Raw genomic sequence first — 26400 nt, 5'->3', positions numbered from 1 at the left:
AATGCAGGAACTTCCGTTTTCATCACGCCATATCGGGCCGCGGCCCGAAGAGGCAAAGGCAATGCTGCATAAGTTGGGGCTTGGTTCTCTTGAAGAACTGGTCGAGCAGGCAGTGCCGAACGCAATCAGGCTTCAACACCCGCTTCAATTGCCAAAAGCTGTAAGTGAAGGGGCAGCTCTTCACGAGCTTCACGCCATGATGGAACAGAACCGTCTCCATAAAAGCTTTATCGGACAGGGCTATTATGGCACTTTTGTTCCCTCGGTTATTTTACGCAATCTTTTTGAAAATTCGGCCTGGTACACTGCCTATACGCCCTATCAGGCAGAAATCAGTCAGGGGCGGCTTGAAATGTTGTTCAATTTCCAGACTCTTGTCTGTGAATTGACGGGCTTGCCGATTGCGGCCGCCTCGCTTCTTGATGAGGCGACATCACTTGCCGAAGCGAACGCCGTTGCGGTGCGCTTTTCGCGCAATAAAAAAACCGCGATTTCTGTATTTGGCGAACTTCACCCGCAAACTTTGGCTGTGGCTCAAACAAGGGCTGAAACACAAGGTTACGAGATCGGGTTAGAGAGCGAGATTACTGACAAGACAGCGGCAATCGTTTTGCCATGGCCTGACACAAAGGGACGTTTTATCGATCATAGCGATGTCATCAAGAAGGCTAAAGCAAAAGGTGCACTGGTTATTGTTGTGGCTGACCCTCTGGCTTTGACAATCATGGAAGCGCCAGCCCTTTGGGGAGCCGATATGGTTGTGGGCTCGATGCAGCGTTTCGGCGTGCCAATGGGATTTGGTGGACCGCATGCCGGTTATCTGGCGGTATCCGAAGCCCTGACACGTATGATTCCTGGACGCATTGTCGGACAGTCGATTGATACCAAAGGGCGGGTTGCCTACCGTCTTGCTTTGCAAACGCGTGAACAACATATCCGCCGCGACAAAGCAACATCGAATATTTGTACTGCTCAGGCACTCCTTGCCAATATGGCAACAGCTTTTGCAGTCTGGCATGGTCCGGAAGGTTTGCAGGCAATTGCCAATCGCGTTCATGATCTAGCAAGCCGGTTCGGTGACAGTGTCAAAGATGCGGGCTTTTCTCTTGCAGGTGACCATTATTTCGATTGCGTAACCGTCAATGTTGCCGGCAAAGCAGATGAACTGCAACAAAAAGCGGAAAGTGATGGCCGTCTCATACGCGTTATCGACAAGGATACCGTTTCCATCAATTTTGATGAACTTTCGAATGAAGAAGACGCAAAAGCACTTGCCAAGCTTTTCGGTGCAACGCTTAGTGATAAAGCCCCGTCGAAACTCTTGGGCAAAAAACGCGATGGTTCTTTTTTAAGCCAGCCGTTTTTCCATGCTGTGCAATCGGAAACCGAAATGATGCGCTTTTTGCGCCGCCTTGCCGATAAAGATCTGGCACTTGACCGCGCTATGATTCCGCTCGGCTCCTGCACCATGAAACTGAATGCTGCCGCCGAGATGATGCCTTTAAGCTGGCCGAAGGTTGCAAATCTTCACCCCTTTGCACCGAAGACCGATAGTCGCGGCTATCAGCAGCTTATTTCCGAACTTGAAAAATGGCTGTGTGAAATTACCGGTTTTAGCGCCATTTCATTCCAGCCCAATTCCGGCGCACAAGGTGAATATACCGGTCTTCTTGCTATTCGCCGCTACCATGACAAAAACGGCGAACATAACCGCAATATCTGTCTCATTCCGGCTTCTGCCCATGGTACAAATCCGGCTTCGGCGCATATGGCCGGTATGGAAGTAGTTGTGGTCGATTGTCTTGGTGACGGAGATGTCGATGTCGAAGACTTGCGCAAAAAAGCCGTCGAACACAAAGACAATCTTGCCGCTTTGATGATTACCTATCCGTCAACCCACGGGGTTTATGAAGAAAGTATCAAAGAGATTTGCAAGATTATCCATGAGAATGGCGGGCAAGTCTATTTTGACGGTGCAAATCTCAATGCGCTGGTCGCTCTCGCTCGTCCGGCTGATGTCGGCGCGGATGTCTGCCACATGAATTTGCATAAAACTTTTGCCATTCCCCATGGCGGCGGTGGCCCGGGTGTCGGGCCGATCGGCGTTTCAAAACATCTTCAACCATTTGTTCCCGGTCATGCGCTGTTTTCAACAAGTCATGCCGTTTCGGCAGCACCTTTCGGCAGCGCTTCAATTCTCACAATCACATGGATGTATATCCGTATGATGGGTGCCGAAGGGCTGAAACTTGCGACCGAAAACGCAATTTTGAATGCCAACTACATTGCAGAGCAACTTTCTGCGGCCTATCCGATTCTTTATAAAGGAAAAAGAGGGCGTGTTGCGCATGAATGCATTGTCGATACGCGTGTTCTCAAGGATAATTACGGCATCACCGTCGACGATGTGGCCAAACGTCTGATCGATTATGGTTTTCATGCGCCGACCATGTCGTTTCCGGTTCCCGGAACATTGATGATCGAACCGACCGAATCCGAGCCGAAATCGGAAATTGACAGGCTGTGCAACGCCCTTCTTGCCATTTCCGAAGAAGCCAAAAAAGTAGGTGAGGGCGTCTGGCCGAAGGATGATAATCCGCTCGTCAACGCGCCGCATGTTCTGGCCGATACCATTGATGACAATTGGTCACATGCTTATTCGCGCAAAATTGCGGCACTTCCTGATCCTGCTCAGGATCCGGCAGATAAATATTGGCCACCGGTTTCACGCATTGATAATGTGGCCGGTGACAGACACCTTATTTGTTCCTGTCCGCCACTTTCCAATTATCGTTAAAAAAAACCGGCTTCGGCCGGTTTTTTATTCGCTTTTCTATTCGGATTTTTATTCTTTTTGGTTTTGGCGCACCATCTTCGGTCGGCCGTAATGATGTAGAACTATTGGTGAAATGGCCAAATCGGAAAGAAGAAAACAGCGGGCTTTTCGCTCTGTCTATCTGTGTTTATTTTTCATAAAATTTCTGGAAGACTGTGAAGGGTAAGCCATTAAAAGGCAATTGACAGGTCACGCACTAAAAAAGCCGAGGCGGAATACTCTCCTAAACAACCGTCCGGAACAGAAAAACGGAAGAACGAAAAGCCTCCTAAAGACGAAACTTTTAAACCCCGCACTGCAATTCAGAGACTAGAAGAGGCAAACCGGATAGAGCGCACATAAAAGGCCGCAACAGTCTCTTTTTTTGAAAGAAGGCTGTTGCAGCGCTTCTAATGCTCAATTGCTCGAAAAATTATTGATACCGGCTGATGTCCAGTCCTGTCGGGTCAATTTCCGGCTTGTTGCCGCTGATAATATCGGCAATCAAATGACCGCTTCCGGTTGACATTGTCCAACCCAAAGTACCATGTCCGGAATTGATAAACAGGTTTTCATATTTTGTTTTGCCGATAATGGGCACACTATCGGGCGTCACCGGCCGTAATCCTGACCAGAGCTGAGGCTTGAAGTCTCTATCATAGGAGCCGGGAAACATCATTTCCAAAGCTTCTTCCAAGGTTTTCAAACGCGGTTCGCTGAGCTTAATTTCATAGCCTGAAACTTCTGCCATGCCGCCGACGCGGATACGGTTACCCAATCTTGTAACAGCAACTTTGTAAATATCGTCAATAACCGTGGAAACCGGCGCTTTCGCCTCATTGGTAATCGGCACAGTGATGGAATAGCCTTTTACCGGATAGATTGGCGCATGAAGTCCGAGATCGCGAATAAGAAAAGGCGTAAAAGACCCCATCGAAACAAGATAGGCATCAGCTTGCATCAAGCCGCGTGACGTTTCAACGCCGGTAATTTTACCGCCTTCGACATCAAGTTTGTTGATTACTGTATTATAGGAAAATTCAACCCCTTTATCGGCCGCGAGCTTTGCAAGTTTGGTTGTAAACATCTGGCAATCGCCGGTTTCATCTTCAGGGGTTTGCAATCCACCAACGATTTTATCTTTCAACGGTGCCAATCCGGGTTCGGCGGCAACGCAGCCGGCACTATCAAGCATCTTAAAGGCAATGCCATCGGCTTTGAGAACTTCGACATCCTTGTTTGCCGCTTCAAGCTGGTGAGGGTCCCGAAAAAGCTGGATTGTGCCCTGCATGCGTTCGTCGTAATGGATAGATGTTTCTTCGCGCAAGGCCTGAAGGCATTTGGCGGCATAGTCGGAGACGCGCACCATCAGGGCTTTGTTTTTCTTGTACCGGTTTTCATTGCAATTGATAAACATTGCAAAGAGCCACTTCATCTGGTCGAGGCTGAAAGTCGGATGAATAATAAGTGGCGGATTGGCCTGCCGCATCATCTTCAATGCTTTGAGGGTGAGCCCCGGTTGTGCCCATGGGGTTGTATATCCGAACGAAACCTGACCGGCATTGGCAAAGCTTGTTTCCAATGCAGGACCTTCTTCACGATCAATGACCGTAACTTCATGGCCTGCTTTATTGAGATACCAGGCTGAAGTTACGCCAACGACACCACTTCCCAGAACAAGCACTTTCATTTTTTGTTTCCCTCGCGGTTTTTCACATAGATGCGCTCATAACGATGACTAAGCGACGTTAGAATTTCATAAGGAATTGTGCCGGCATCGCGCGCAACATCGTCAAGCGATTGGTGTTTGCCAATGAGTTCGACAAGATCGCCGGCTTTTGGTGCATTTTCACCAAGATGCGTTGTATCAAGTGTGATTGAATCCATCGAAACGCGGCCAACAATCGGCACACGCTCTCCTTTGAAAAAAACCGAACCTTTATTGCCGAGTGACCTTAGCCAACCATCCGCATAGCCCACCGATATTGTTGTGATTGTGCTTGGTCGTTCGGTTATAAATGTTCCGCCATAGCCGATAGCCGAACCAGCGGGAACATGGCGTGTCTGGATAACATGGGCGTCAAGGCTCACAACCGGTTTGATTGCAGTCGGGCTTTTGCCGAAAGGGTCTACCCCGTAAAGGGCAATGCCCGGGCGCACCATGTCGAAATGATACTCGGCCTTCAAGAAAATTCCGCCCGAAGCAGCAAGCGCAACTTTTGAAGCGGGAAGTTTCTCAAGTGCCTTCTTCATGGCTTCAAGCTGGGCAGGATTGGCAGGGCTATTTTCCTCGTCACTTTTGGCCAAATGGCTGATGACCAGTTTTATATCCGCGTCGTTAAAAATCGACGGATCGGCGACAAGGCGGTAAAGCTCGCTATGATCAAGCCCCAACCGACACATGCCGGTGTCTATTTGGATGATTGCGGGAAAACGCTTTGCTTCATTCAAGCAAAGTTTTTGCCAGTCAAGAATAGCTTCCCAGGAATTCAGAACCGGAATGATTCCGGCTTCCGCCGTTATTTTTTCCGTTCCCGGCAAAATACCATTCAAAACAGCAATGGAAGCATCTGTCGGCAATTGATCTTTAAGCCGGAGTGCCTCGATAAGTTCTGTTACAAAGAAAAACCGGCATCCTGCTTCATAAAGTAGAGGCGCTATTTTTTTTGCACCAAGGCCATAGGAGTCAGCTTTGACAACGGCAGAACTTTGTGCCGGAGCAACCATTTTTTTAATGGTGTTGTAATTTTCGACAATGGCATCAAGATTGATTGTGAGAATTGCCCCATAGGCTAATGCCGGAATTTTATTGTCGTTTTGAATTTCACCCATTTCATTATTTCCCAGATAAATCCGGTTACAAATCCGGATGCCCGCATTGTTCCCCGTCATTGTTCCCGTGGCTTTTTGCCATTTTATTGTGCCTATCATATGTGAAGGGCATTCGAATGTTGTATCTATTTTTGAAATATTATAGATATTTATCGTTGAATATTGAGCATAAATCCAACAAATTGAAATATTATGCAAAACCTTGATGCAATAGATCGTAATATCATCCGCCTGTTGCGCCGTGACGGGCGCATGAGCAATGCTAATCTTGCTGCCGAAGTCGGGCTTTCGCCCTCGGCATGTTTGAGGCGTGTAAAATTATTGGAAGAAAGCGGCGTTATTCGCGGGTTTACCGCCATATTGGGAAGTGTTGAGGGAGAAGACCGCCTCATTGCCATTATCCAGATTACACTTGAAAAACAAACGGAAGAATATTTGAACCGTTTCGAGGCGGCTGTGCGCCGCCATCCGGAAATCAAGGAATGCTATTTGATGACGGGGGATGCAGATTATTGGCTGCGCGCGGAAGCAGAAAATGCCGCCGCTTATGAAACCATTCACAAGGAAATATTATCACGTCTTCCTGGTGTTGCGCGCATCCACTCAAGCTTTTCCATCCGCTCTGTTTTGATGCAGCGGTGAGGGGGGCTCTGACATTTATTTATGTTCAACGGCCTTTGACAACTATCGGCCTTGGTTCGTTGAAGATCAGTATTGGTTGTCGCACCTTTTTTAAATACGTCAAAAACCGGCCTGTTTGTCGCGAATTGACCTTGTGGAACTTAGGCCAAACATCCGGCTATCAAGGTTTGCTTATGAAGGCATAAAAGCCTCGAATTGCTTCTTTAATTTATCATCCTGTTCAAAAAACCGGCGCAAAATATCATAAAAGAAGCTCTGCAATATGGGCGCGATGTTTTATATCTTTTGAAATCGGCTTGTTATCGACACCGGTAGATCATCCGTTTTTAACAAAGCAAAAGCATTGAAAAAGCCGGGCATTTTGCCCGGCTTATCGAATAGTCCATTATATTGCTTTTCTTAAAGTTTCGGTTTCGACGGCCTGAAATCATAAAGGACCTCATGGGTGAGGTCGGCAATTTTCTTCTTGCCGCAAAGTGCCATGGAAATATCAAGCTCGTTACGGATAATTTCCAAGGCTTTGGTGACACCGGGTTTGCCCAAAGCACCAAGCCCGTAGAGGAACGGACGGCCGATAAATGTGCCTTTGGCACCAAGCGCCAAAGCCTTCAAAACATCCTGACCGGAACGGATACCACCATCAACATGGATTTCTATCATATCTCCGACAGCATCAACAATTTCAGGCAAAACCGAAATGGTTGAAGGAGCACCGTCAAGCTGGCGGCCACCATGGTTTGAAACCAGAATGGCATCGGCACCGGTTTTGACCGCCATTTTGGCATCTTCTACATCAAGAATGCCTTTCAGGATAAGCTTGCCACCCCAAATTTTCTTGATCCATTCGACATCGTTCCAGTTGAGCTTCGGGTCGAATTGCGAGGCTGTCCACAAACTCAACGAAGACAAATCCGTTACGTTTTTGGCATGTCCCGCAATATTGCGGAATGTTCTTCTATTGGTCTGCAACATCTCCATGCACCATTTCGGGCATGTCATCATTTGCCAGAGATTTTTCAAAGTGAATTTTGGCGGGGCAGACAGGTTGTTGCGCAAATCCTTATGGCGCTGTCCTAAAATCTGCAAATCCAGTGTCAGAACCAATGCCCCGCATTTGGCTGCTTTTGCACGATTGATAAGGTCGGCGATAAAGTCGCGATCTTTCATCACATAAAGCTGGAACCAGAACGGTTTTTTTGTCACCGATGCGACATCTTCAATCGAGCAAATGCTCATTGTCGACAATGTGAAAGGCACGCCGAATTCTTCGGCAGCCTGCGCTGCCAACATTTCTCCATTGGCATGTTGCATGCCTGTCAAACCGGTGGGTGACAAAGCAACCGGCATAGATACTTTCTGGCCAATCATTTCGCTTTCAACCGAACGATTGGTCATATCGACCAGAACACGCTGGCGCAGCTTTATTTTTTTGAAGTCTTCTTCATTGGCGCGATAAGTGCTTTCTGTCCATGCTCCGGAATCGGCATAGTCAAAAAACATCTTGGGTACGCGACGTTTGGCGAGTTTTTTAAGATCGTTGATCTCAAGTATTTTGCGCATTTCAAATTCCGTTTATTCTTATTATGTTATGTGTAGTATTCTTCTGCCACAATAAAAAGTGTTTTCTTTAAAATCGCTAAATTGTGACAAACAAGCATGGTATTTTTTTAAGCTTCGCAAGATTTGCCGCGCTGAAAATAGCATGAACAGATTTGCCAAAAGTGAGCTTTTTTAAAAATATAACGGTAAGTTTCATCAGTGGCAATGACTGCACCCTGCAAGATCTTCCAGAATCGGGCAGTCCGGCCTGTCATCACCATGGCAGTGATGGACAAGGTGGTCGAGTGTATTAATCATCACCTGTAAAGAATCCATTTTTTCCTGTAGAGTTTTGATATGGGAAAGTGCGAGTTTTTTAACTTCGCTTGAAGCACGGCTATGATCTTTCCATAAGCCGAGGAGAACGCGGATATCTTCGGAAGAAAAACCGAGCAATCTCGAGCGGCGGATGAAGCGCAAGGTTTGAATATCTTCATCGGTATAAACGCGATAGCCGTTTTCACTCCGATGGGCTGGTGAAATAAGTCCGGTTTCCTCATAATGGCGGATCATTTTTGCACTAAGACCCGATTGTTTTGCTGCTTCACCAATATTCATTTTTCTCGTCCAATCCGGATTTTGTCCAAATAGCATTCCCGTTTTTCATTTAATGCCGTTATTGCATATAATTGTTGTTTTAAGGCCAACAAGATGTTTTCTTGCAAGAAGCGCCCGCTTAAATCTTGAGAGAGAATCGTCTCATCGCGGGATTGTTCTAAGAATTATATATTGAAATGGCCTTGCTTGCTGGTGGATAAATGCCGCTCATAGTCAAATAGACTTGACCTTTCTTTATCAATCCTCAACTAGAACGTTAACCTGAAAATTACCTTTCAATTTTCACGCATCATATTGTGCTGATGGAGAAAGCCGATGGAGAATTATAAAACGCATAAAAAATCGGGTGATCTCGTTTTCGAGATGAATGACCACCCGCATGCACCTGTCGCGTTTTTGGCTGCTCTCCAACATTTATTGGCAATTATTGTGCCGATCATTACGCCGGGATTTATCATTTGTAGTGCTGCCGGTGTATCACCGGAAGATACAGCCATGGTTTTATCCATGTCGCTGATCATTTCGGGCGTTGCGACCTTTGTACAGTGCAAAAAAATTGGCCCCTTCGGTGCCGGATTGCTGATTGTGCAAGGAACCAGTTTCAATTTTGTCGGGCCGCTTTCGGCCGGTTCTGCGGCCATGGTTGCAAGCGGTATTCCGGCAAACGAGGTCATGTCGGCCGTCTTCGGTGTGGTGATTGCCGGTTCTTTTATCGAAATGTCGGTTTCGCGCATTCTTCCCTTTATCAGTCGTATGATTACGCCGCTTGTCACCGGTATTGTGGTTTTATTGATTGGCCTTACCCTTATTAAAGAGGGGCTTATCAGTATGGGGGGCGGTTATGCGTCATTGGGCGAGAAGGGAAGTTTTGCCAGTTTACAAAATCTCGCTTTGTCATGCACCGTCTTTGCGCTGATCATTCTTTTAAACCGTGTGACGATTACGTGGGTGCGCTCCAGTGCCATTATTCTTGCCCTTGCTGTCGGCTATGCCATGGCGGGCTTTATGGGCAGGCTCGATTTTTCCGGTTTTGAACATTCCGCACTTTTTGCTTTGCCAAGGCCGCTCCATTTCGGACTGTCTTTTTCGTGGTCGCTCTTTATTCCGCTCATCATGATCTATCTTGTCACCTCTCTTGAAGCGGTTGGCGACATTACAGCAACAAGCAAAATTTCAAGCGAACCTGTTTCGGGGCCGTTATGGATGAAGAGGATAAAGGGCGGTGTACTTGTCAATGGCGCCAATTCGCTTCTTGCCGGTTTCTTTAATACATTTCCAAGTTCGGTCTTTGCGCAAAATAACGGTATTATCCAGTTGACCGGCGTTGCAAGCCGCTATGTCGGCTTGTGGATTGCTGCTATTCTTGTTGTTCTCGGCCTTTTTCCGAAAATTGCCGCCCTCATACAAGCAATGCCGGAACCGGTTCTTGGCGGTGCTGCCATGATCATGTTCGGCTCAGTTGCTGCCTCCGGAATCAATATCCTTTCGTCAATCAAGCTTGATCGGCGGGCACTTCTCATCATTGCAATTGCCTTGAGCGTTGGTGTCGGTGTGCCGCAAGTACCGGCTTTTGTGAGCCATCTTCCGGCATTTATGGCCGATATTATGAAATCCGGCCTTGCTGCCGGTGGTATTACGGCAATTATCCTCAATCTGCTTTTGCCCGAACAGCAACAGGTCGACGATGAATAGACTTTTCTTTCAATAAACCGGCACATGAAAAGATGATTTGAAAACGAGAATAGTTTTGAAGCGACAATAATTTCCGCCGCTCAATATCTGCGTAAACTCATGAAATAATCATTCCTGATGCGCGTCGAGGTGAGGTAAAAATCAAAGCTCGGGAACAAAGAAAAAGCAGCATAAGCATGAGATTTGCAAATGCTGCTTTTGTCTTTGAAAAAGTTAGTTTGATCGTCACAGCTTCTGTGTCATGACGGTAACGAGCGCTTCCTTATAGCTCATCATTGTCAATTCATCGATAATGCGGACAAAATGTTCGGTTTTGCTATGTGCGTCGAGGGCGTTTTTGTCTTTCCATGTTTCGATGAAAACCATGTGACCGGTATCGCCTTGAACTTCAAACAGTTCGTAGGAAATACAGCCCTTGTCCTTACGGGATTTTTCAACAAGTTCTTTGAACAGACTTTCCGTCTTTTCAACAAATTCGGGCTTGATATAGAAATGTGCAATAACCTTTATCATGATGCTTTCTCCAAGGTTCGAGCAATGTTTTCAAGCCCCCATTCGAGAAGCTTGTCGGCCTGTTTTTGCGAGGCCGCTTCGCTGTAACACCGCAATTCCGGCGCGTTGCCGGAAAGGCGGAAATGCACAATATCACCATTGTCCATAATGACACGTAAACCGTCAATCATATCCCAATGTTTGATGTTACCGAGCGGATGGAAAAAATGTATGCGTGTTGCCGCATCTTCAAGATCATGCAGAATTTCTTTGGCTTTCTCCGTGTCGATATTGGAAAGACGGTTGCTGGCAGTAAAACGCATGGGAAGTCCGCTCGAAAGTGCCTGAACGGAAGAACCACGCAATTGTGCAAATCCCAACAAAGCGAGAATAGGCAGCATTGCATCGCGTGTTGCCAATTTCTTCAATTCGCAGGTTTCGCTTGAAATATCGCTTCCCAGTAGAACGCCGCCATTGGCTTCAAAACCGACAATCGTATGATAGCCATCGCTTAACGCCTGTTTCATGCCTGCAATGACATAGGGCGAGCCGACAGACGTGCGGTAGACATGTTCGAAAAAATGGCTTGTCTCGACTGCCGAGGTGGAGGTGACAGGGGTGACCACAGCATCGGCAAAAAGATATTTCGCGGTGAGCATTCCGACCACATCACCTTTTAGAAATATCCCGTCAGAACCGGCAATTAATGGCCGGTCTGCATCACCATCAGTCGACACCAGTGCGTCAAGCCCGTATTGGCGCACCGCATCAAGAGCAAGCTTGCGGTCGAAATCGCGTAATGCTTCGGTATCGACAGGAACAAAATGGTCAGCCCGACCGATTGCAACAGTCTTGGCGCCAAGAGCTGATAAAACTTCAACGAGAAAATCGCGCACAATGGAACTGTGTTGATAGACGCCGATTTTCATATCCTGAAGTGCCGATTTCGGCAAAATGGAAAGGCAGCGTTTCCGGTAAAGTTCGAGAACATCCGGAACGACAGGAGGGGATTGATAGTTTTCGGCAAGGTGATAGGGCGTGTCATTTCCTGAAAGTCCGCCTTTGTCCTCTTTTGCAGTTTTATCAAGTTCGCCGACAATAGCACGCTCGTCTTGCTTGGTTATTTCGCCATCGGGACGATAGAATTTTAACCCGTTGCGGTCATCGGGAATGTGGCTTCCTGTAACCATAATTGCCGGATAGCGAAAGTTGAGTGAATAAAGCGCAAGGGCAGGGGTTGGCACTTCACCGGCATTGATAACAGAATAGCCCTGATCTTCGATTGTTTTTATGACAACGTTTTTGATATGCGGGCTTGACGAGCGCAGATCATAGCCGACGATCACACTTGTATCTTTGTTGATCTTGCCGATTTTTTCCAAATGTCGCAAAAACGCGCGTGTGTAGCGCATGATAATATCATCGGTTAAATCGCTCACCAGACCGCGCAAGCCGCTTGTTCCGAATTTGAGTTGTTCTGTCATAATATGGTTTTGTTCCCGAACGGCCTTCCGATTTTCTATATGTGGTCACAATAGCCGTTTTGTCTATCGGCTTTGAAGCAATTATTTTGCATAAACAACAGACTGTCTACAACTGTCATTTGACGAAAACAAATTTGTTATTATAAAGAAACTTCGCTTTATGATGTTGGCAGATCAACCGTTTGGCATTATATCATGCCTGAATTTGTCAAGTTTATCTGCTAAAGTTTATTAAGGAAGAATTCCGATGACTACGCCTGTCGACAATGCAGCCTCGAACGCGACTGCCACGCCGTCTTCATTTCCGATACCGGCAAATGTTTTTGCTCTAACCGTGCAGGATGTCAAACATTATACCGATAGGCTTTTCCGTTTCCGCCTGAACCGGCCGGATAGTTTCCGTTTCCGGTCGGGCGAGTTTGTGATGATCGGCCTACCCAATGCCGAAAAGCCGGTTTTCCGTGCCTATTCCATTGCAAGTCCGTTCTGGAGCGAACAATTGGAGTTTTTCTCCATCAAGGTACCGAATGGCCCTTTGACCGAGCATTTGCAAAAAATCAAAGTGGGCGACACTGTGCTGATGCGCAAAAAAGCCACCGGCACTCTGGTGCTTGATGCGCTTTTACCGGGTAAACGGCTTTATCTCTTCTCTACAGGAACAGGTGTTGCACCTTTTGCAAGCCTTATTCGTGATCCCGAAACTTATGAAAAATTCGAAGAAGTTATTCTTATCCAGACAACACGGCTTGTTGCAGAGCTCGACTATGCGCGCGAACTTGTTGCGGACTTAAGAAATGATCCTCTCATTGGCGAATTTTCCAGCCAGTTGAAATTCTACCCCATGACCACACGCGAGCAATCCGAGCATATGGGGCGAATTACCGACACAATGCGCAGTGGCGAGTTTTTCAAGCGTACCGGTTTGAAAAAGCTCGATCCGGAAACCGATCGCGCGATGATTTGCGGCTCAATGGCAATGCTGAAAGATTGTGCTGCTATGTGTCGTGAATTCGGCCTTGTTGAAGGTGCAAATAACGCCCCCGCTACCTATGTGGTTGAACGGGCTTTTGTCGATTGACAAAAGAGTAAAACTGCTTTTGGACGCGCTCAATGGCTCAATGGCTCAATGGCTCAATGGCTCAATGGCTCAATGGCTCAATGGCTCAAGGGCTCAAGGGCTCAAGGGCTCAAGGGGGGGGCTCAACGAAGGGCTGCCTGTTTGTTAGCAATTCCGCCCGCTTTGGCGAGTTAGTTTTTATATTTCTTTGCCAAGCTCTTATATTTTAATGAGCTTGGCCGGTTGTTTTCCTACCGGTTTTTCAGGCAGCCAGCTTTGATGCGTTCTTTGCAAGTTCGGTAATGGCTTTAAAATCACCGGCATCAATCAGTTTTTTCGGTGCAACCCACGAGCCGCCAATGCACACAACATTGGGCAGTTTCAGCCAATCGGCGGCGTTATTTTGCGAAATACCGCCTGTCGGGCAAAATTTGACCTCGGCAAAGGGGGAAGCAAGTGATTTGACAAAATCAATGCCGCCGGCTGCCGTTGCAGGGAAAAATTTCAAACATTGGTAGCCTTCTTCGAGTGCGCCCATCAATTCGCTTGGTGTCACTGCTCCGGGAAGAAGCGGAATATCGCTATCCTCGGCAGCGTCGATAAGTTCGCCGGTTAATCCGGGGCTCACAATAAATTTTGCTCCCGCACTTTCAGCCGATACATATTGATCGCTATTCAAAATCGTACCGGCTCCGACAATGGCATCAGGCACATCTTCCGAAACTGCATGAATGGCATCAAGCGCTGCGGGGGTGCGCAATGTGATCTCGATAGCCTTCAGTCCCCCTTCGACAAGGGCGCGTGCAACCGGCACTGCATCTCCCAATCGTTCAATAACAAGAACCGGAATAACACTTTGTCCAAGCAGAATAGGTAAAAGACGTTCGGTCTTCTGAGACATTATCGTTCTCCAAAAAGCTTTTTCAATTCTTATAAACGTAAGCCAAGCTTTAGAAAAGAGTGTTCGGACAAGTTTCCTGTCGGCTTTGTCAAAAAGCGGGAATGTTCTCAAAAAGGTATCGGAACCACAATGAAAAGAGAAGATTGAAACGATCCATCATTAAAAATTCAAAAAACAATATCCGTTTTTTTAAAGTTTAAGAGGCTGCTTTAAAAAACTATCGCGAAAAGGACGGGGCGGGAAAAGTTCAATAGTTCAAGCCGGGGCTCGAAAACCGGCGCATTTAACAAGACAGGCAACGAGGTCGTTTTGAAAAATGAAATATCGGGGCTTATCCGATTTTTTGAAATAATGTTCAGAAAGCCGGTCATGACATAACGGAAAAATATTGCCGTTTTATCGCGACGGTCAGGGGGAATATTCTTTGGTATTTTCGCATCATTTTCGCTTTTGGAAAAGCTTGTAATAGTGCTAGCGGGCGCTATCTCTTTTCATCAAAGAAGCGGGAGTTTCACAAAACGGAGACGACGATGATTGACACCAAACAGATTTTTAAAGATTTGCTGACCCCCGATAATACCGCTTCCAAAAACAGTACAAACAAACCGGCTTCTTCCGTACCATCTTCGACCTTCTCGGTCGTCGATCTCATAGGCGGGCTCTTTGGTGGCAACGAAAAAGGCAATATTCTTGAAGGTTTGATAAAAGGTGGCGGCTTGGCAGCAATTGCCAGTGTTGCCTTCGATGCATTGAAAAACTTCGAAAAACACGACGAAAATGCCAATTCCAAAGTGGATATGACAGAAATCGGTCAAACCGGTGCCGACCATAATGGCGATTTTGCCCTGACATTGGTTCGGGCAATGATAACGGCAGCCAAAGCCGACGGCCATGTCGATGATAAAGAGCGCGATCTGATACAAAACAAGATTGCGAGTTCGGGAATTGACCAGAAAACGGCGGGGTTTTTGATGGATGAATTGAACAAGCCGGTTGATCTCGACAATCTCGTCAGCAATGTGAATACAGACGAACAAAAGACCGAACTTTATGTGGCCTCCCGTATGACACTTGATCCGGATAAGCCGGATAATCGTCAATATCTTGATAATCTTATGGCTAAACTCGGACTTCCAAAAGATCTTGAACAGCATATCGAACAGGCGATTGTAAGCTTTTTACGCTAGTTTTTTTGTCCTTTTTATTGTCGGTTGCCGCGAGCAGAAAACTTTCAAGGAAGGGCGTGTTTTACAAGTTGGAAGCGCCGGTTTTTGTTTTTCCTTTTTGTTCATAGGTTTTGAACCATTCGACCAGATAGTCGATGAACATGCGCACTTTTGCCGGTAAATAGCGCTTTTGCGGATAGACAATATAAAGGCCTGCACCGTCTGTCATAAAATCATCAAGAACAGTTTTGATAAGGCCGTTCCGCAATTCTTCTTCGGCTATAAAACGCGGAATTTTGGCAAAGCCTATACCGGCAATGGCGGCCCGCTTTGTAATGACAGGACCGTTTGCCGCCATGCGTCCGGAAACGGCAACAGAAAAAGGGCTTCCGTCACGATCTTTGAATAACCAATGGTCTGAATTGAGGTTGTTTCTGTCGACAAGGCAGGGAAGCGATTTCAAATCGCGCGGTGTTTCAGGAACAAAAGTGTTTTCCAGAAGTTTGGGAGAGGCAACGACAACCGAACGGATATCCATGAGTTTTCGTTGAATGAGGGAGGAGTCCTGCATGTCGGTAATGCGGATTGCGAGATCAAAACCTTCATTGACCAAATCGACGAACCGGTCATCAAGGCTGATATCAAGGTAAATATCCGGATAAGCTGATAGAAAATCGATGAGTGATTGACCGATCGGCGCATCGGCAAAGGTGCGCGATGTACCGATTTTTATGCGCCCGCGTCGGGTCTTGCTGGAATCGGTAATTGTGTCATTGAGATCGTCAAGTTCCTTGATAATCTCCAAAGCACGAACATAATAAGCATGGCCCGCTTCTGTTAAAGATAATTGGCGGGTTGTCCGGTTCAAAAGGACCACGCCCAATTCGTCTTCAAGTTCATGAACATGTTTTGAAAGGAGCGCTTTCGATTTGTGTGTCTTGCGCGCAGCGGTTGAAAAACCGCCGGCTTCGACCACTTCTATAAAACCCCGTATTCTCGTTAATAGTCCCAAGAGTTTTACCCCTTCCCGAAACGATGTGCCCGAAAGCTGTTTTCTTTTTAAAAAAACTTGGAGGCTCACTTTCAATAGCAGAAACATTTGTCTTTTGAAAATGGCTGGTTTTCCGGAAGAAAAACTTCTGTTTTTCGTCATTGGCGCTACCGGTTTTTTTATTGCAAACAACAGAATGTCCAATATTGGAACGAGCCTAAATAAAATTGTCTGAAGTCCAAAAAAAATATTGAAAGGTGAGCCCATTGCGCTTATATGCATCTTTGCCCAAAGTCGCACGTGCCTGTGGGTGTCCGCCGGTCCTCGAATGGTGAGAAAAACCGGTACGGTACCTGGACCTAACCGCTCCAGTCATTCTTACGGCCAACCGGAAGAATGGGGACATCTTGAAGCAACGACGGTGCGGGCCTTTCTGGTGTCTTTCGGCTGTCCAAAAGTCGAAATTACTGAAGAGGCACACCTCATTGCCTTCCGTGCGGATGCGGTTTTCGTTATTCCAATCAAAAGGCAGACAAAGCGGAGCAATGCGTTAGCGCGCTGTTCCATCGCCGCAAGTTTTATGGAGTTTTTTCCGGTACCTCCAATAACCGGTTGAAACGAATATAGGCCTTGCACTTTGTCCATGGGCTGATCGTGACTGATGCCACGAGAAGCAAGATTTGGGGAACCCGAAAGGTTTCCTAAGGAGAACCGAAATGGCAACTCAACGTATTCGTGATTTCCTCGCAACACGACGCCCTGAAGGCCCGTGCATGATTCTGGATCTTGATGTGGTGCGTGAAAACTATGAAGGCTTTGTCAAAGCACTTCCCCAATCACGCATTTTTTATGCAGTAAAAGCCAATCCGGCACCGGAAATACTACGTTTGTTGGTGTCGCTTGGTTCGTCTTTCGATACAGCCACTGTCGCCGAAATCGAAATGGTGCTTGATGCCGGTGCAACACCGGATCGTATTTCTTTCGGCAACACCATCAAGAAAGAGCGCGATATTGCCCGCGCTTATGAATTGGGTGTTTCACTTTATGCAGTCGACTGTGTCGAAGAAGTTGAAAAAGTTGCCCGTGCTGCTCCCGGTGCGCGTGTTTTCTGTCGCGTTTTGACAGATGGTGAAGGTGCCGAATGGCCGCTTTCACGCAAATTCGGTTGTGTTCCGGAAATGGCTGTTTCGGTTTTGCGCCGTGCCCACGAATTGGGATTGCAAGCTTATGGCGTTTCTTTCCATGTCGGCTCACAGCAGACAAATCTGAAAGCTTGGGATCGTGCTTTGTCAGATGCTTCCAAAGTTTTCAGAACACTGGCCAAGGAAGGCATTGTATTGAAACTTGTCAATATGGGCGGTGGTTTCCCGACACGCTATTTGAAAGACGTACCTTCGGCACAGGCTTATGGCTTGGCAATTTTTGATAGCCTTTCGAAACATTTTGGCAATCGTATTCCTGAAACAATCATCGAACCGGGTCGCGGTATGGTCGGCAATGCCGGTGTTATCCGCTCGGAAGTTGTGCTGGTTTCCAAAAAATCGGAAAACGACAAGTTGCGTTGGGTTTATCTTGATGTCGGTAAATTCAACGGCCTTGCAGAGACAATGGATGAAGCCATCCGCTATCCGATTGAAACAGCCAAGGATAGTGACGAAAAGGTACCTTGTGTGCTTGCCGGCCCAACCTGTGATTCCGCCGATGTCATGTATGAAAAAACACCTTATCCTTTGCCGATTTCACTCACTGTCGGTGATGAAATCCTGATTGAAGGAACTGGTGCTTATACGACAACTTATGCTTCTGTAGCTTTTAACGGTTTCGAGCCGATCCGGTCTTATGTCATCTGATAGGTCAAAACCCGATGTAAGCAGCAATTTGCGCCCGTAGTTTTCTGCGGGCGTTTTTTTATCATTCGGCTTTATTCGTGCTTATCTCAGATATTTGAAATAAGGATGTCGTTTATGGAGAAAAGATCTTGATGATTATCATCAAGCAACGGACGACAAACTTTTCCAACCTTTTTTAAAAAATCGAAAAATGCCCTGCTATTTTCTTGTTCATCCGGTTTTTAACGTTGAATAAGTTTCCGGAGCAGGGCTTCAGACTGACTGGTCGAAAAGCGATAATAGTCGTGCTAGAGGATGATAGTTTTTGAGGGGCAGGCAATCAAAGCCGAGTGCACCATATTGCGCTAATTTTTTAATGACGGATTTTCTTGTGCGCACATGTGGGCCAAGTGAAAAAGTCAAAAATCAAAAAAGAATTTTTTGATTCAGGTTCCGATTGCGGGGAAAAGCGGATTATCTATTTTTTGCGATTCATTTTTCCGGCAATTGCCGCATTCAAAATGGCAAGCGCGGTTTTTTTGGTGAGTCGAACAGAAGTTTCGTCGGAACCTTGGTCTTCGACCGCAACACTTTCAATCAAGGCCTTGTCTTTTGCCTTGATTTTCTGATCTTTTGTCAGGCCTGCCAATTTTGTCGGGACATTGGCGGCTTTCCGTAAATTCAACAGATGGCGGATAAAGCCGTTAAAACCACCTTTTATATTGAGGCGCTCGGCAAGTGTCGCAATTCTATTTCCGATGGCCGACTGGTTATAGGCCATGACATAGGGCAAAAGCACACCTGCTGTCATACCGAAATGGGTCTGATAACGGTTCCCTATCGACCGCGCGAGAGCACTGGTAATTTTTAAGCCTTTTTTTGCTGCAAGCGCACCTGTGAGCGAGGCCGACAAAAGGGCAATTTGCGCTTCATTATTTGAAGGGTCGCTCACTGCTTTCGGCAAATGATTAAAGATGAGACGGACTGTTTCGAGTGCCAGAGCATCCGAAACAGGATTGAATGTCGGGATGCACCAGTTATCAATCGCATTGGTAAGCGCATTCATGCCGGCGCCGGAAATGAAGCTTGCAGGCGCAGTTCCTGTCAAAACCGGATCGGCAACAACAAATGTCGGTGTTAAGCGTTTGTCATAAAACGTAAAACCGGTATTCTTTGCATTATCTATCAAATAGGCATTATCACTGATTTCGGCTCCGCTTCCGGCAAGTGTTGGCAGTGCGATCAGCGGTGGAAGTGCTGTGTAAATGGAGGGAACTTCAAGTGTTTTGACATTGGCACCTTGAGCACAAAACAGGCGGGTCATTTTGGCAAGATCCATTGTTGCGCCGCCGCCAAAGGCAAGGATTGCATTAAAACCGCCACTCAAATAAAGGCGCACGGTCAATTCCAATGTTTCACGCGTTGCTGTTCCATCAAGCGAAGAAAAAACACCGAATGGCAATTTCAGTTTATCGATCCGTTTGAGCAGTTTTTTTAAAGCTGGTGATTGGCTAAGGCCACGATCTGTCAAAACCATTATGGCTTCAACACCGGTTTTCTCGAAAACAGTGCCAAGTGCCGCAAGGCTTTTGGGCGCTAGCAGAATATCGGTTGGAAATGTCCATTCAGCGGTAATTGTCATAAATTATATTTACGCGAGAAGAATAAAAAAAGCAAAACTCTAGATCGGGTTTTGCCTTTTTTCCAATGTTTACCGCGTTAGTGGCCGCCGACTGCGCCACTTAATGTCTTCGGCTTTTTCACAGCAAAGACCAGAAGTGTCAAAATTGCGAAGAGGAGGGTCAGAATAAAGAAGGCGTCAATAAAAGCCATAACGGTCGCTTGCTGGCGAACAATATTATAAAGCTGCATCAAAGCCGAATCTTTGGGGTTCAAGCCTGCCATATCAAGTCGGCTCGCCAAAGAGTTCAACAGGTTGACTGCCTGCCGGTTTCCCCATTGCACACTTTCGGATAGTCGCTCATAGTGAAAATCGGTGCGCCGCATGATAATGGTGTTGATGATTGCAAGCCCCACAGCTCCACCGAGATTACGGGTGAGGTTGAAAAGGCCGGATGCGTTTTTAAGTTTTTCGGCGGAAAGTGTACCAAGTGCGATATTATTGATTGGTACCATACACAAAATGAGCGAGCCTCCGCGCAAAATTTGCGGCCAGAACAGTTCCCAGAAATCCCAGTCGGCTGTCATTCCGGTCACAAGCCATGTGCCCCAGCCAAAACCGGCAAATCCCAGCCCCATCATTAAACGCGGGTCAAGTTTGGTCGAAAGAAAACCGGCAAGGGGAGCGGAAAAAAACATCATCAAACCGGAAACGAACATCGTTTCCCCGATCATCAAGGCGTCATAGCCGCGAATTTCGCCAAGATAGAGCGGATAAAGATAGGTAAGCCCGTAAAGCCCGATACCCATAACGAAAGAAAAGATCGAGCCGAGTGCAAAATTCAGATTTACAAAGGCTTTGAGATCGACGATCGGGTTTTTCGCTGTCAGGACACGCCAGAAAAACAGAACGGCAGAAACACCCATAACAATTGTAAAACGGAAGATCATTTCGTCTTCCATCCAGTCATTGCGCGGACCTTCTTCAAGCACATATTCAAGGGAGCCGAGAAAGGTCGCCATGGTAATCAGACCGAACCAGTCGAAGGATTGGAAAAGCGAGCTGTCGCCTTTATCAAAATCAATGAGTTTCCATGAGGCAATGGTTACAAGAATACCGAAGGGCACATTGACAAGAAACAGCCAATGCCATGAAAAAGCATGGCTCAGATAACCGCCAACTGTCGGGCCAATTGTGGGGGCAAGCGTTGCCACCAACCCGATAATGGGAGAAACAATCGGCTGTTTTGAAGGCGGGAAAATGGTAAAGGCTGCCGCGAACACGCTCGGAATCATGCCGCCACCGATAAAGCCCTGAAGAGCACGGTAGGCAATCATCTGTTCAATCGAGCCGGCTGTTGCACAAAGGGCAGAAGCAATGGTGAAACCGGCGGCCGAAATTGTAAAAAGCACACGCGTTGATAACAACCGACCCAAAAATCCCGATAGCGGGATCATGATAACCTCGGCAATGAGATAGGATGTCTGCACCCAGGCTATTTCATCCGAGCTTGCCGAAAGTCCCGCCTGTATTTCCGACAAGGATGCAGAAACAATCTGGATGTCGAGAATTGCCATGAACATACCGAAAACCATGGCCACGAAGGCCACGATTTTTTTCGGTTCAATATGCTCTTCCATGTGGGGGAGACTGGCAGCGGTCATCAAAACCTCACTTTGTCGCCAATGATTTTGCACCTTCCGGTTTTGTGCGCATGTCGACGCTGACAACCACGCTCATGCCGGCACGAATGCGCCCTGTTGCCAGAATATTTTCAGGTATCGAAATTCTGACCGGAACACGCTGGACAATTTTGGTAAAATTGCCGGTGGCATTTTGTGGTGGCAAAAGTGAAAAAACAGCGCCCGATGCAGGCGACAATGAAACGACTGTGCCTTCAAAGCTTTCGCCATCAAGCCCGTCGACAGAGATGCGCACTTTTTCACCGCCATAGATCGAAGGAAGTTGGGTTTCTTTATAATTGGCGTCAATATAAAGCGCATTGACAGGAACCAGTGCAGCCAAACGCTGTCCATTGACAACATAGTCACCTTTTTTACCGGCAAGATTTCCCAAAACACCGTCAAAAGGCGCGCGCAACACGGTAAAATCAAGGTCGCGACGGGCTTTGTCGCGTGCGAGTTCAAGGCTTCTCGTTTCGCTTACCGCCTCGTCATGTTGCGCTTCGAGAACCGTGATATTGGCAGCAGCCGCAGCAATTTGCGCATTGGCGCGCGTAACATTGGCAATGGCCTGATCATATGCCGACTGGGCATTATCGACAGCCGATTTTGCAACGAAACTTCCGACATTCAATTCTTTTGCACGTTTTAACGTAATATCGGCATTGACGGCGACTGCATTGGCCGCGTCTTTTTGTGCATTGGCTTCGTCAAGCGAGGTTTTGGAAGCGGCAATCTGCGCTTCGATACGCGCGAGTGTGCGGCTTTGTGTTTGAAGTTTTGCTTCTGCTTCGTCATAGGCAATTTTATAATCGCCATCATCAAGACGAAACAGCACATCGCCTTTCTTGACATAATGGTTGGTTTCAACCGGAATGTCATTGATATAGCCGTTAACTTTCGGGGCAATCGAGGCAATGTCACCTTGTACATAGGCGTCATCTGTTGTGACAAGGAAACGCCATTCGGTAAGCCACTTAAACCCCAGCCACAAAACTACAATGGCAGCGATAATGGCTATGACGATGGCAATCTTCTTGTGCGGACGTTGTTTTGTCGGCAATGTTTTAGGCGTGCTGTTCGAGAATTCTGGCATGGTACAAATTTCCAGATCTGATGAAAGAATGCGGTGTTTATCCAAAACGGTTAAAACCGTCAATCAAATGGATGAAGCGAAAACGCATTACCCCCGTTCGAGGTTGCACTTGGTGCATATTCCCTGAATTTCTATGGTCGTCGCACGGGGAGAAAAGCCTTCTTTTTGTGTCATTTTTAGAATATCACCCGCAAGAACCGGATTTTCGATCTCGGTTACCCGTTTACATTTTTCACAGATGATAAAAACCGTAAGTCCGTGTTTTTGATGGTCAGGGTGCGAGCAGGCCATAAAGGCATTGACACTTTCAAGTTTGTGAACCCGTTTTTCCAAAATCAGTTTTTGAAGTGCCCGATAGACTTGCAAAGGCGCACGAAAGCCTTCGCTACGTAGTCGATCGAGTATCTTATAGGCACTTAATGGAGCCCGCTCTTTTTCCAGAACCGAAAGCACCAGCATCTGGTTGCGGGTGAGCTTAACGGTCATGGGAAAATTCCCTGATTAAAGCGGTAATGAGGCGACTTCCAATGAACAGGATAAATAGTGCAACAACAACGCTGGGACCCGAACGGCTGTCAAACCTGATCGAGGCGTAAAGCCCGAGAACCGTTCCGACAATACCGATCAGAGAGGCAAGAATGGCCATTTGTTCAGGGGTTGATGAAAAACGCCGGGCGGTCGCTGCAGGAATAATGAGGAGTGCGGTTATCAAAAGTATGCCGATAATGTTGATGGCAACCGCAATGACAATGGCCATAAGCAGCATGAAGATGAAGCGGGCGCGTTCCGGCTTCATATTTTCAGCCTTTGCCATGTCGATATTGATCGTCAGTGCCAGAAGCGGCCGCCATAAAAGATAAAGTACAATAAGAATGACCGCGCATCCGACCCATACCGTCAATACATCTGTGCGGGATACAGCCAGAATATCCCCGAACAGGTAGCTATTGATGTCAATATTGGTCCAGGTCATAAATCCGATCAGGATAAGTCCGATAGCGAGCGTTGCATGGGCAAGAATCCCCAAAAGCGAATCGCCCGAAAGTTTTTCCTTTGCCTGAAGAATAAAGAGTGCAATCGAAACAATGACAGCAACAAGAAAAACACCAAGCACCGTATCAATATTGAAAAGCAATGCAAAAGCCACACCGAGCAAAGCCGAATGGGCCATGGTGTCGCCAAAATAGGCCAATTTTTGCCAGACAATAAAACAGCCGAGTGGCCCGGCCATCAATGCCACGCCGATTCCTGCCAAAAATGCTCTTACAAGATAGTCGTCAACCATTGTCGTTGGCTCCGATATTTCTTGTCGGCTTGTTGTCCGAAGTGCTGATAACAGCACCATGAATATTGTGCCGGTGGTTATGATGATGCTCATAAAGTGCCAGACCGTTTTCCGGTATAGCGCCGATCAGACGCCCGTAAGCTTCGCTTTTTGCAACCTCGGTCGGTGCTCCGCTGCAGCAAATATGGCCGTTCAAACAAATCACCCGATCGGTCGCAGCCATGACAATATGGAGATCATGGGAAATGAGGAGAATGCCGCAATCAAGTTTGGTACGCAGGCTCGCAATCAACCCGTAAAGTTCGGTTTCTCCATTGTAGTCGACCCCTTGCAAAGGTTCGTCGAGAACGAGAAGATCAGGCTTTCTCGCAATCGAGCGGGCAAGCAGAACGCGCTGCAATTCGCCTCCCGACAGATCGGCTACATTGGCATTTATCAAATCGTCAACACCGGTTTCGGATAAAACCGATTTTAACCCGTTGGCATCAAGCTTGGCTGTCAATGTCATGAAACGGCGCACAGTCAAAGGTAGAGATGGGTCGATCGCCAATCTTTGCGGTACATAGCCAATGCGCAAGCCGGCTTTTCTGCTCACAGTGCCCGCGGATGGTTTTAAAATCCCCAGTGCCATTTTTGCTGTGGTTGATTTTCCCGAACCGTTCGGACCGATCAATGTAACAATTTCACCACGATAAATATCAAGATCTATATCATGGACAAGCCAGTGACCATTGCGTTCAATGCCTGCTTTGGTGAGCGACAGCAGCCATTCTTTATCCATTGTTTCATCCTTCGGTGCCGTTTTGGCGCGTTGAATTCCGACCTCGCGAGGTTCGGATCACGTTCCAATTCAAAATTTGCCCGCTTCAAGGCTGTCATTTGACCCGGCATACACCAAAGCTTGATGGGCAAAATCCTTGAATTTTTTCAACATCAGGCTTAATACAAAATTGTAATGTAATAAAGTAACAAATGTAATAAAGTAACATTTGCAGGATGAAATTGTTTCGGTCTCTTTTTTATGTGCTGTTTGCGTGTTCGCTGATTTTTTTGTCAGGAGTAAGCGCGCAAGCGTCGTCGGTGCCGCAAGTGGTGGTTTCCATCAAACCACTTCATTCTTTGGTTTCAGCGGTTATGGGCAAACTCGGCACGCCGGCTTTGATTGTCAAACAGGCCGGTTCCGAGCATGGCTATGCACTTAAACCGTCAGACGCAAAAATATTGTCAAAAGCCGATATTATCTTCATAGCAAATCCGGATATGGAGCTTTTTCTTGTAAAACCGATAGAAAATCTCGGTGTCAAAGACCGGATGATTGCGCTCTCGTCAGCTCCCGGAGTAGAACTCCTTCCAATTAGGGAAGGTGGCTTATTTGAAGACCATGGTGATGAGCATCATCATGGGGGTGATACGGCGCATGCCATGGATTTTCATTTCTGGCTTGATCCTGAAAATGCCCGAAAGGTTGTCGCTTATGTGGCCGACGTTTTGGCAAAGAAAGATCCCGATCACGCAGAGATCTACCATAATAATGCAAATGCCTATGATAAAGTGATTGTCGAAACCGAGCAGAACATAAAACAGTCTGTTGCACCGGTTAGTGACGAGAACTTTATCGTCTTTCATGACGCCTATCAATATTTTGAACATCGATTCGGTCTTCATGCCATAGGTTCGGTCGCTCTTGACCCGGAACGCCAACCAGGTGCGCAACGGATAAGCGCAATCAAGAACACCATTTTGCAACAAAAAGCGGTGTGTGTTTTCGCCGAACCACAATATCCAAATAAGCTGGTCGATATTGTCATCGAAAGTACGCCCGCCAAAGTCGGCATGCTTGATCCTTTGGGGCAATCTTTACCTGAAGGAGCGGGGCTTTATCCCGAGTTGATTGCAAATCTTGCCGACAATCTGGTCAATTGCCTCACACGCAAATAATAATGATGTGGGTTGACCAGAGAATCGATGTTTTCCACGATTAATCAGTGCGGCAGATTTTGCCAGCCGGTTTATTCGGTATTAACGGGCAGACAAATAAGCTCCTAGCATTCATATCAGGCCTATCAATTGCTCCGACATCACTGGCTGCGGTTTCAATAAGTTGGCCAGCACATTTTACGACAGTTTCGAAATTTTAACATATATCAATCGGGATAAAAACGATGACACCGTATCGGTGTTATGTTTCGTCAGCAGGATTTTCGAAATCAATACCGGAATGTCTATAGCTTATATAAAAGCTCTTTCTCATTTCGCACCAGAAACCCGAAGAAATTTCATTCCGGTCGGGCTGATTCGTGGATGCCACTAGGTGATTCTTGGGAATCACGCGCTGATTCTGCCAAAAACTCTCTGTTTTTATGAAAAAAACAAAATTTTCGGGAATTTTCGTTCTTGAAAATGCCCTTCTGGAACAATCGAACTTCATTTTCATTATAATCCGCAGCCAAAATTCGGTTCCTTTGCGCGAATTTTTACGGTGCAATTGTGAGTTGACACACGCGAAGATTGAATCGCCAAAAAAAAGGAAAAAAAAATGAATTTTTTTGGAAATGGCTGTTGACTCTGGAAGGAAGTGAGGTCTATATGAGCGCCACAACGAGGGCGGTACGCCGCTGGCGACAGTGAGTTGCGCTCTTGGAAAGAACGGATGAATTA

23 protein-coding genes are annotated in these 26400 nt (G+C 46.8%); 8 read left to right on the top strand and 15 right to left on the bottom strand.

Annotation, left to right across the window (positions count from 1 at the left end):
- Position 1: 1 nt before the first annotated feature.
- On the top strand, positions 2–2797 hold the full coding sequence (gene gcvP / locus H3S83_RS10285) for an aminomethyl-transferring glycine dehydrogenase (protein WP_198239729.1): 2796 nt from the start codon (positions 2–4) through the stop codon (positions 2795–2797).
- A gap of 451 nt (positions 2798–3248) precedes the next feature.
- Here gcvP and H3S83_RS10280 read toward each other — a convergent pair whose 3' ends face one another.
- A complete protein-coding gene (locus tag H3S83_RS10280) occupies positions 3249–4505 on the bottom strand; it encodes a D-amino acid dehydrogenase (RefSeq protein WP_198239728.1) in 1257 nt (418 codons plus the stop codon).
- Entirely contained in the window at positions 4502–5647 is a 1146-nt protein-coding gene (gene alr, locus H3S83_RS10275) for an alanine racemase (protein ID WP_198239849.1), read from the bottom strand. The genes H3S83_RS10280 and alr overlap by 4 nt, the downstream gene beginning before the upstream one ends.
- Before the next feature lie 192 nt (positions 5648–5839).
- On the opposite strand from alr, the gene H3S83_RS10270 reads away from it, so the two are divergent.
- Complete coding sequence (locus H3S83_RS10270; RefSeq protein ID WP_198239727.1) at positions 5840–6289, top strand: Lrp/AsnC family transcriptional regulator; 450 nt, start codon at positions 5840–5842, stop codon at positions 6287–6289.
- Between the two features lie 399 nt (positions 6290–6688).
- Here the strand turns inward: H3S83_RS10270 and H3S83_RS10265 are convergent, their stop codons facing one another.
- Together H3S83_RS10265 and cueR are read right to left on the bottom strand one after the other, a co-directional pair.
- On the bottom strand, positions 6689–7849 hold the full coding sequence (locus H3S83_RS10265) for an alpha-hydroxy acid oxidase (RefSeq protein ID WP_198239726.1): 1161 nt from the start codon (positions 7847–7849) through the stop codon (positions 6689–6691).
- A 195-nt stretch (positions 7850–8044) separates the two neighbouring features.
- Positions 8045–8446: a Cu(I)-responsive transcriptional regulator gene (gene cueR / locus H3S83_RS10260; protein ID WP_198239725.1), complete on the bottom strand. Its 402-nt coding sequence runs from the start codon at positions 8444–8446 to the stop codon at positions 8045–8047.
- A 315-nt stretch (positions 8447–8761) separates the two neighbouring features.
- On the opposite strand from cueR, the gene H3S83_RS10255 reads away from it, so the two are divergent.
- Complete coding sequence (locus H3S83_RS10255; protein ID WP_078040020.1) at positions 8762–10138, top strand: nucleobase:cation symporter-2 family protein; 1377 nt, start codon at positions 8762–8764, stop codon at positions 10136–10138.
- A gap of 225 nt (positions 10139–10363) precedes the next feature.
- Here H3S83_RS10255 and H3S83_RS10250 read toward each other — a convergent pair whose 3' ends face one another.
- Positions 10364–10651 carry a putative quinol monooxygenase gene (locus H3S83_RS10250; RefSeq protein WP_198239724.1) on the bottom strand — a complete coding sequence of 96 codons (288 nt, stop codon included), beginning with the start codon at positions 10649–10651 and terminating at the stop codon, positions 10364–10366.
- Positions 10648–12114 (bottom strand): phosphomannomutase, encoded by a 1467-nt coding sequence (locus tag H3S83_RS10245; protein WP_198239723.1) that lies wholly within the window; start codon positions 12112–12114, stop codon positions 10648–10650. The genes H3S83_RS10250 and H3S83_RS10245 overlap by 4 nt, the downstream gene beginning before the upstream one ends.
- Positions 12115–12361: 247 nt before the next feature.
- Here H3S83_RS10245 and H3S83_RS10240 point away from each other — a divergent pair, with 247 nt between their 5' ends.
- Complete coding sequence (locus H3S83_RS10240) at positions 12362–13192, top strand: ferredoxin--NADP reductase (RefSeq protein WP_075914997.1); 831 nt, start codon at positions 12362–12364, stop codon at positions 13190–13192.
- 241 nt (positions 13193–13433) lie between these two features.
- On the opposite strand, the gene H3S83_RS10235 is transcribed toward H3S83_RS10240, so the two are convergent.
- Positions 13434–14072 carry a 2-dehydro-3-deoxy-phosphogluconate aldolase gene (locus H3S83_RS10235; RefSeq protein WP_198225906.1) on the bottom strand — a complete coding sequence of 213 codons (639 nt, stop codon included), beginning with the start codon at positions 14070–14072 and terminating at the stop codon, positions 13434–13436.
- Positions 14073–14602: 530 nt separating this feature from the next.
- Between H3S83_RS10235 and H3S83_RS10230 the strand changes: the two genes are divergently transcribed.
- A complete protein-coding gene (locus H3S83_RS10230) occupies positions 14603–15259 on the top strand; it encodes a tellurite resistance TerB family protein (RefSeq protein WP_198239722.1) in 657 nt (218 codons plus the stop codon).
- 61 nt (positions 15260–15320) lie between these two features.
- Here the strand turns inward: H3S83_RS10230 and H3S83_RS10225 are convergent, their stop codons facing one another.
- Positions 15321–16250 (bottom strand): LysR family transcriptional regulator, encoded by a 930-nt coding sequence (locus H3S83_RS10225; RefSeq protein ID WP_198239721.1) that lies wholly within the window; start codon positions 16248–16250, stop codon positions 15321–15323.
- A gap of 307 nt (positions 16251–16557) precedes the next feature.
- Here H3S83_RS10225 and H3S83_RS10220 point away from each other — a divergent pair, with 307 nt between their 5' ends.
- Both H3S83_RS10220 and H3S83_RS10215 read left to right on the top strand, forming a co-directional pair.
- Positions 16558–16845 carry a hypothetical protein gene (locus H3S83_RS10220; protein WP_149867481.1) on the top strand — a complete coding sequence of 96 codons (288 nt, stop codon included), beginning with the start codon at positions 16558–16560 and terminating at the stop codon, positions 16843–16845.
- A 100-nt stretch (positions 16846–16945) separates the two neighbouring features.
- Positions 16946–18079, top strand: coding sequence for a type III PLP-dependent enzyme (locus H3S83_RS10215; RefSeq protein ID WP_078040014.1), 1134 nt, complete (start codon positions 16946–16948; stop codon positions 18077–18079).
- 457 nt (positions 18080–18536) lie between these two features.
- Here the strand turns inward: H3S83_RS10215 and H3S83_RS10210 are convergent, their stop codons facing one another.
- The 6 genes from H3S83_RS10210 to H3S83_RS10185 form a co-directional block, all read right to left on the bottom strand.
- Positions 18537–19700 (bottom strand): iron-containing alcohol dehydrogenase, encoded by a 1164-nt coding sequence (locus H3S83_RS10210; RefSeq protein WP_198225909.1) that lies wholly within the window; start codon positions 19698–19700, stop codon positions 18537–18539.
- A gap of 77 nt (positions 19701–19777) precedes the next feature.
- Complete coding sequence (locus H3S83_RS10205; RefSeq protein ID WP_198239720.1) at positions 19778–21343, bottom strand: DHA2 family efflux MFS transporter permease subunit; 1566 nt, start codon at positions 21341–21343, stop codon at positions 19778–19780.
- 7 nt (positions 21344–21350) lie between these two features.
- Positions 21351–22457, bottom strand: a complete 1107-nt coding sequence (locus tag H3S83_RS10200; RefSeq protein ID WP_077972689.1) for an HlyD family secretion protein — start codon at positions 22455–22457, stop codon at positions 21351–21353.
- A gap of 87 nt (positions 22458–22544) precedes the next feature.
- The gene (locus H3S83_RS10195; protein ID WP_198239719.1) at positions 22545–22943 is read right to left on the bottom strand and encodes a Fur family transcriptional regulator; all 399 of its coding nucleotides are present in this window, start codon (positions 22941–22943) and stop codon (positions 22545–22547) included.
- On the bottom strand, positions 22933–23742 hold the full coding sequence (locus H3S83_RS10190; protein ID WP_198235381.1) for a metal ABC transporter permease: 810 nt from the start codon (positions 23740–23742) through the stop codon (positions 22933–22935). Before H3S83_RS10190 ends, H3S83_RS10195 begins: the two co-directional genes overlap by 11 nt.
- Positions 23735–24523: a metal ABC transporter ATP-binding protein gene (locus H3S83_RS10185; RefSeq protein ID WP_198239718.1), complete on the bottom strand. Its 789-nt coding sequence runs from the start codon at positions 24521–24523 to the stop codon at positions 23735–23737. The genes H3S83_RS10190 and H3S83_RS10185 overlap by 8 nt, the downstream gene beginning before the upstream one ends.
- Before the next feature lie 215 nt (positions 24524–24738).
- Here H3S83_RS10185 and H3S83_RS10180 point away from each other — a divergent pair, with 215 nt between their 5' ends.
- Positions 24739–25680, top strand: coding sequence for a zinc ABC transporter substrate-binding protein (locus H3S83_RS10180; protein WP_198239717.1), 942 nt, complete (start codon positions 24739–24741; stop codon positions 25678–25680).
- Between the two features lie 241 nt (positions 25681–25921).
- On the opposite strand, the gene H3S83_RS11450 is transcribed toward H3S83_RS10180, so the two are convergent.
- Positions 25922–26400, bottom strand: a 479-nt coding sequence (locus H3S83_RS11450; protein WP_210327944.1) for a hypothetical protein, incomplete at its 5' end; no start/stop codon positions are given.

This window comes from Bartonella sp. W8122, assembly GCF_016102485.1.
GTDB classification, from domain to species: Bacteria; Pseudomonadota; Alphaproteobacteria; order Rhizobiales; family Rhizobiaceae; genus Bartonella; species Bartonella apihabitans.
The sequence above is the reverse complement of the archived record's forward strand: the minus strand, read 5'-3'. Positions and strand labels throughout refer to the sequence as shown.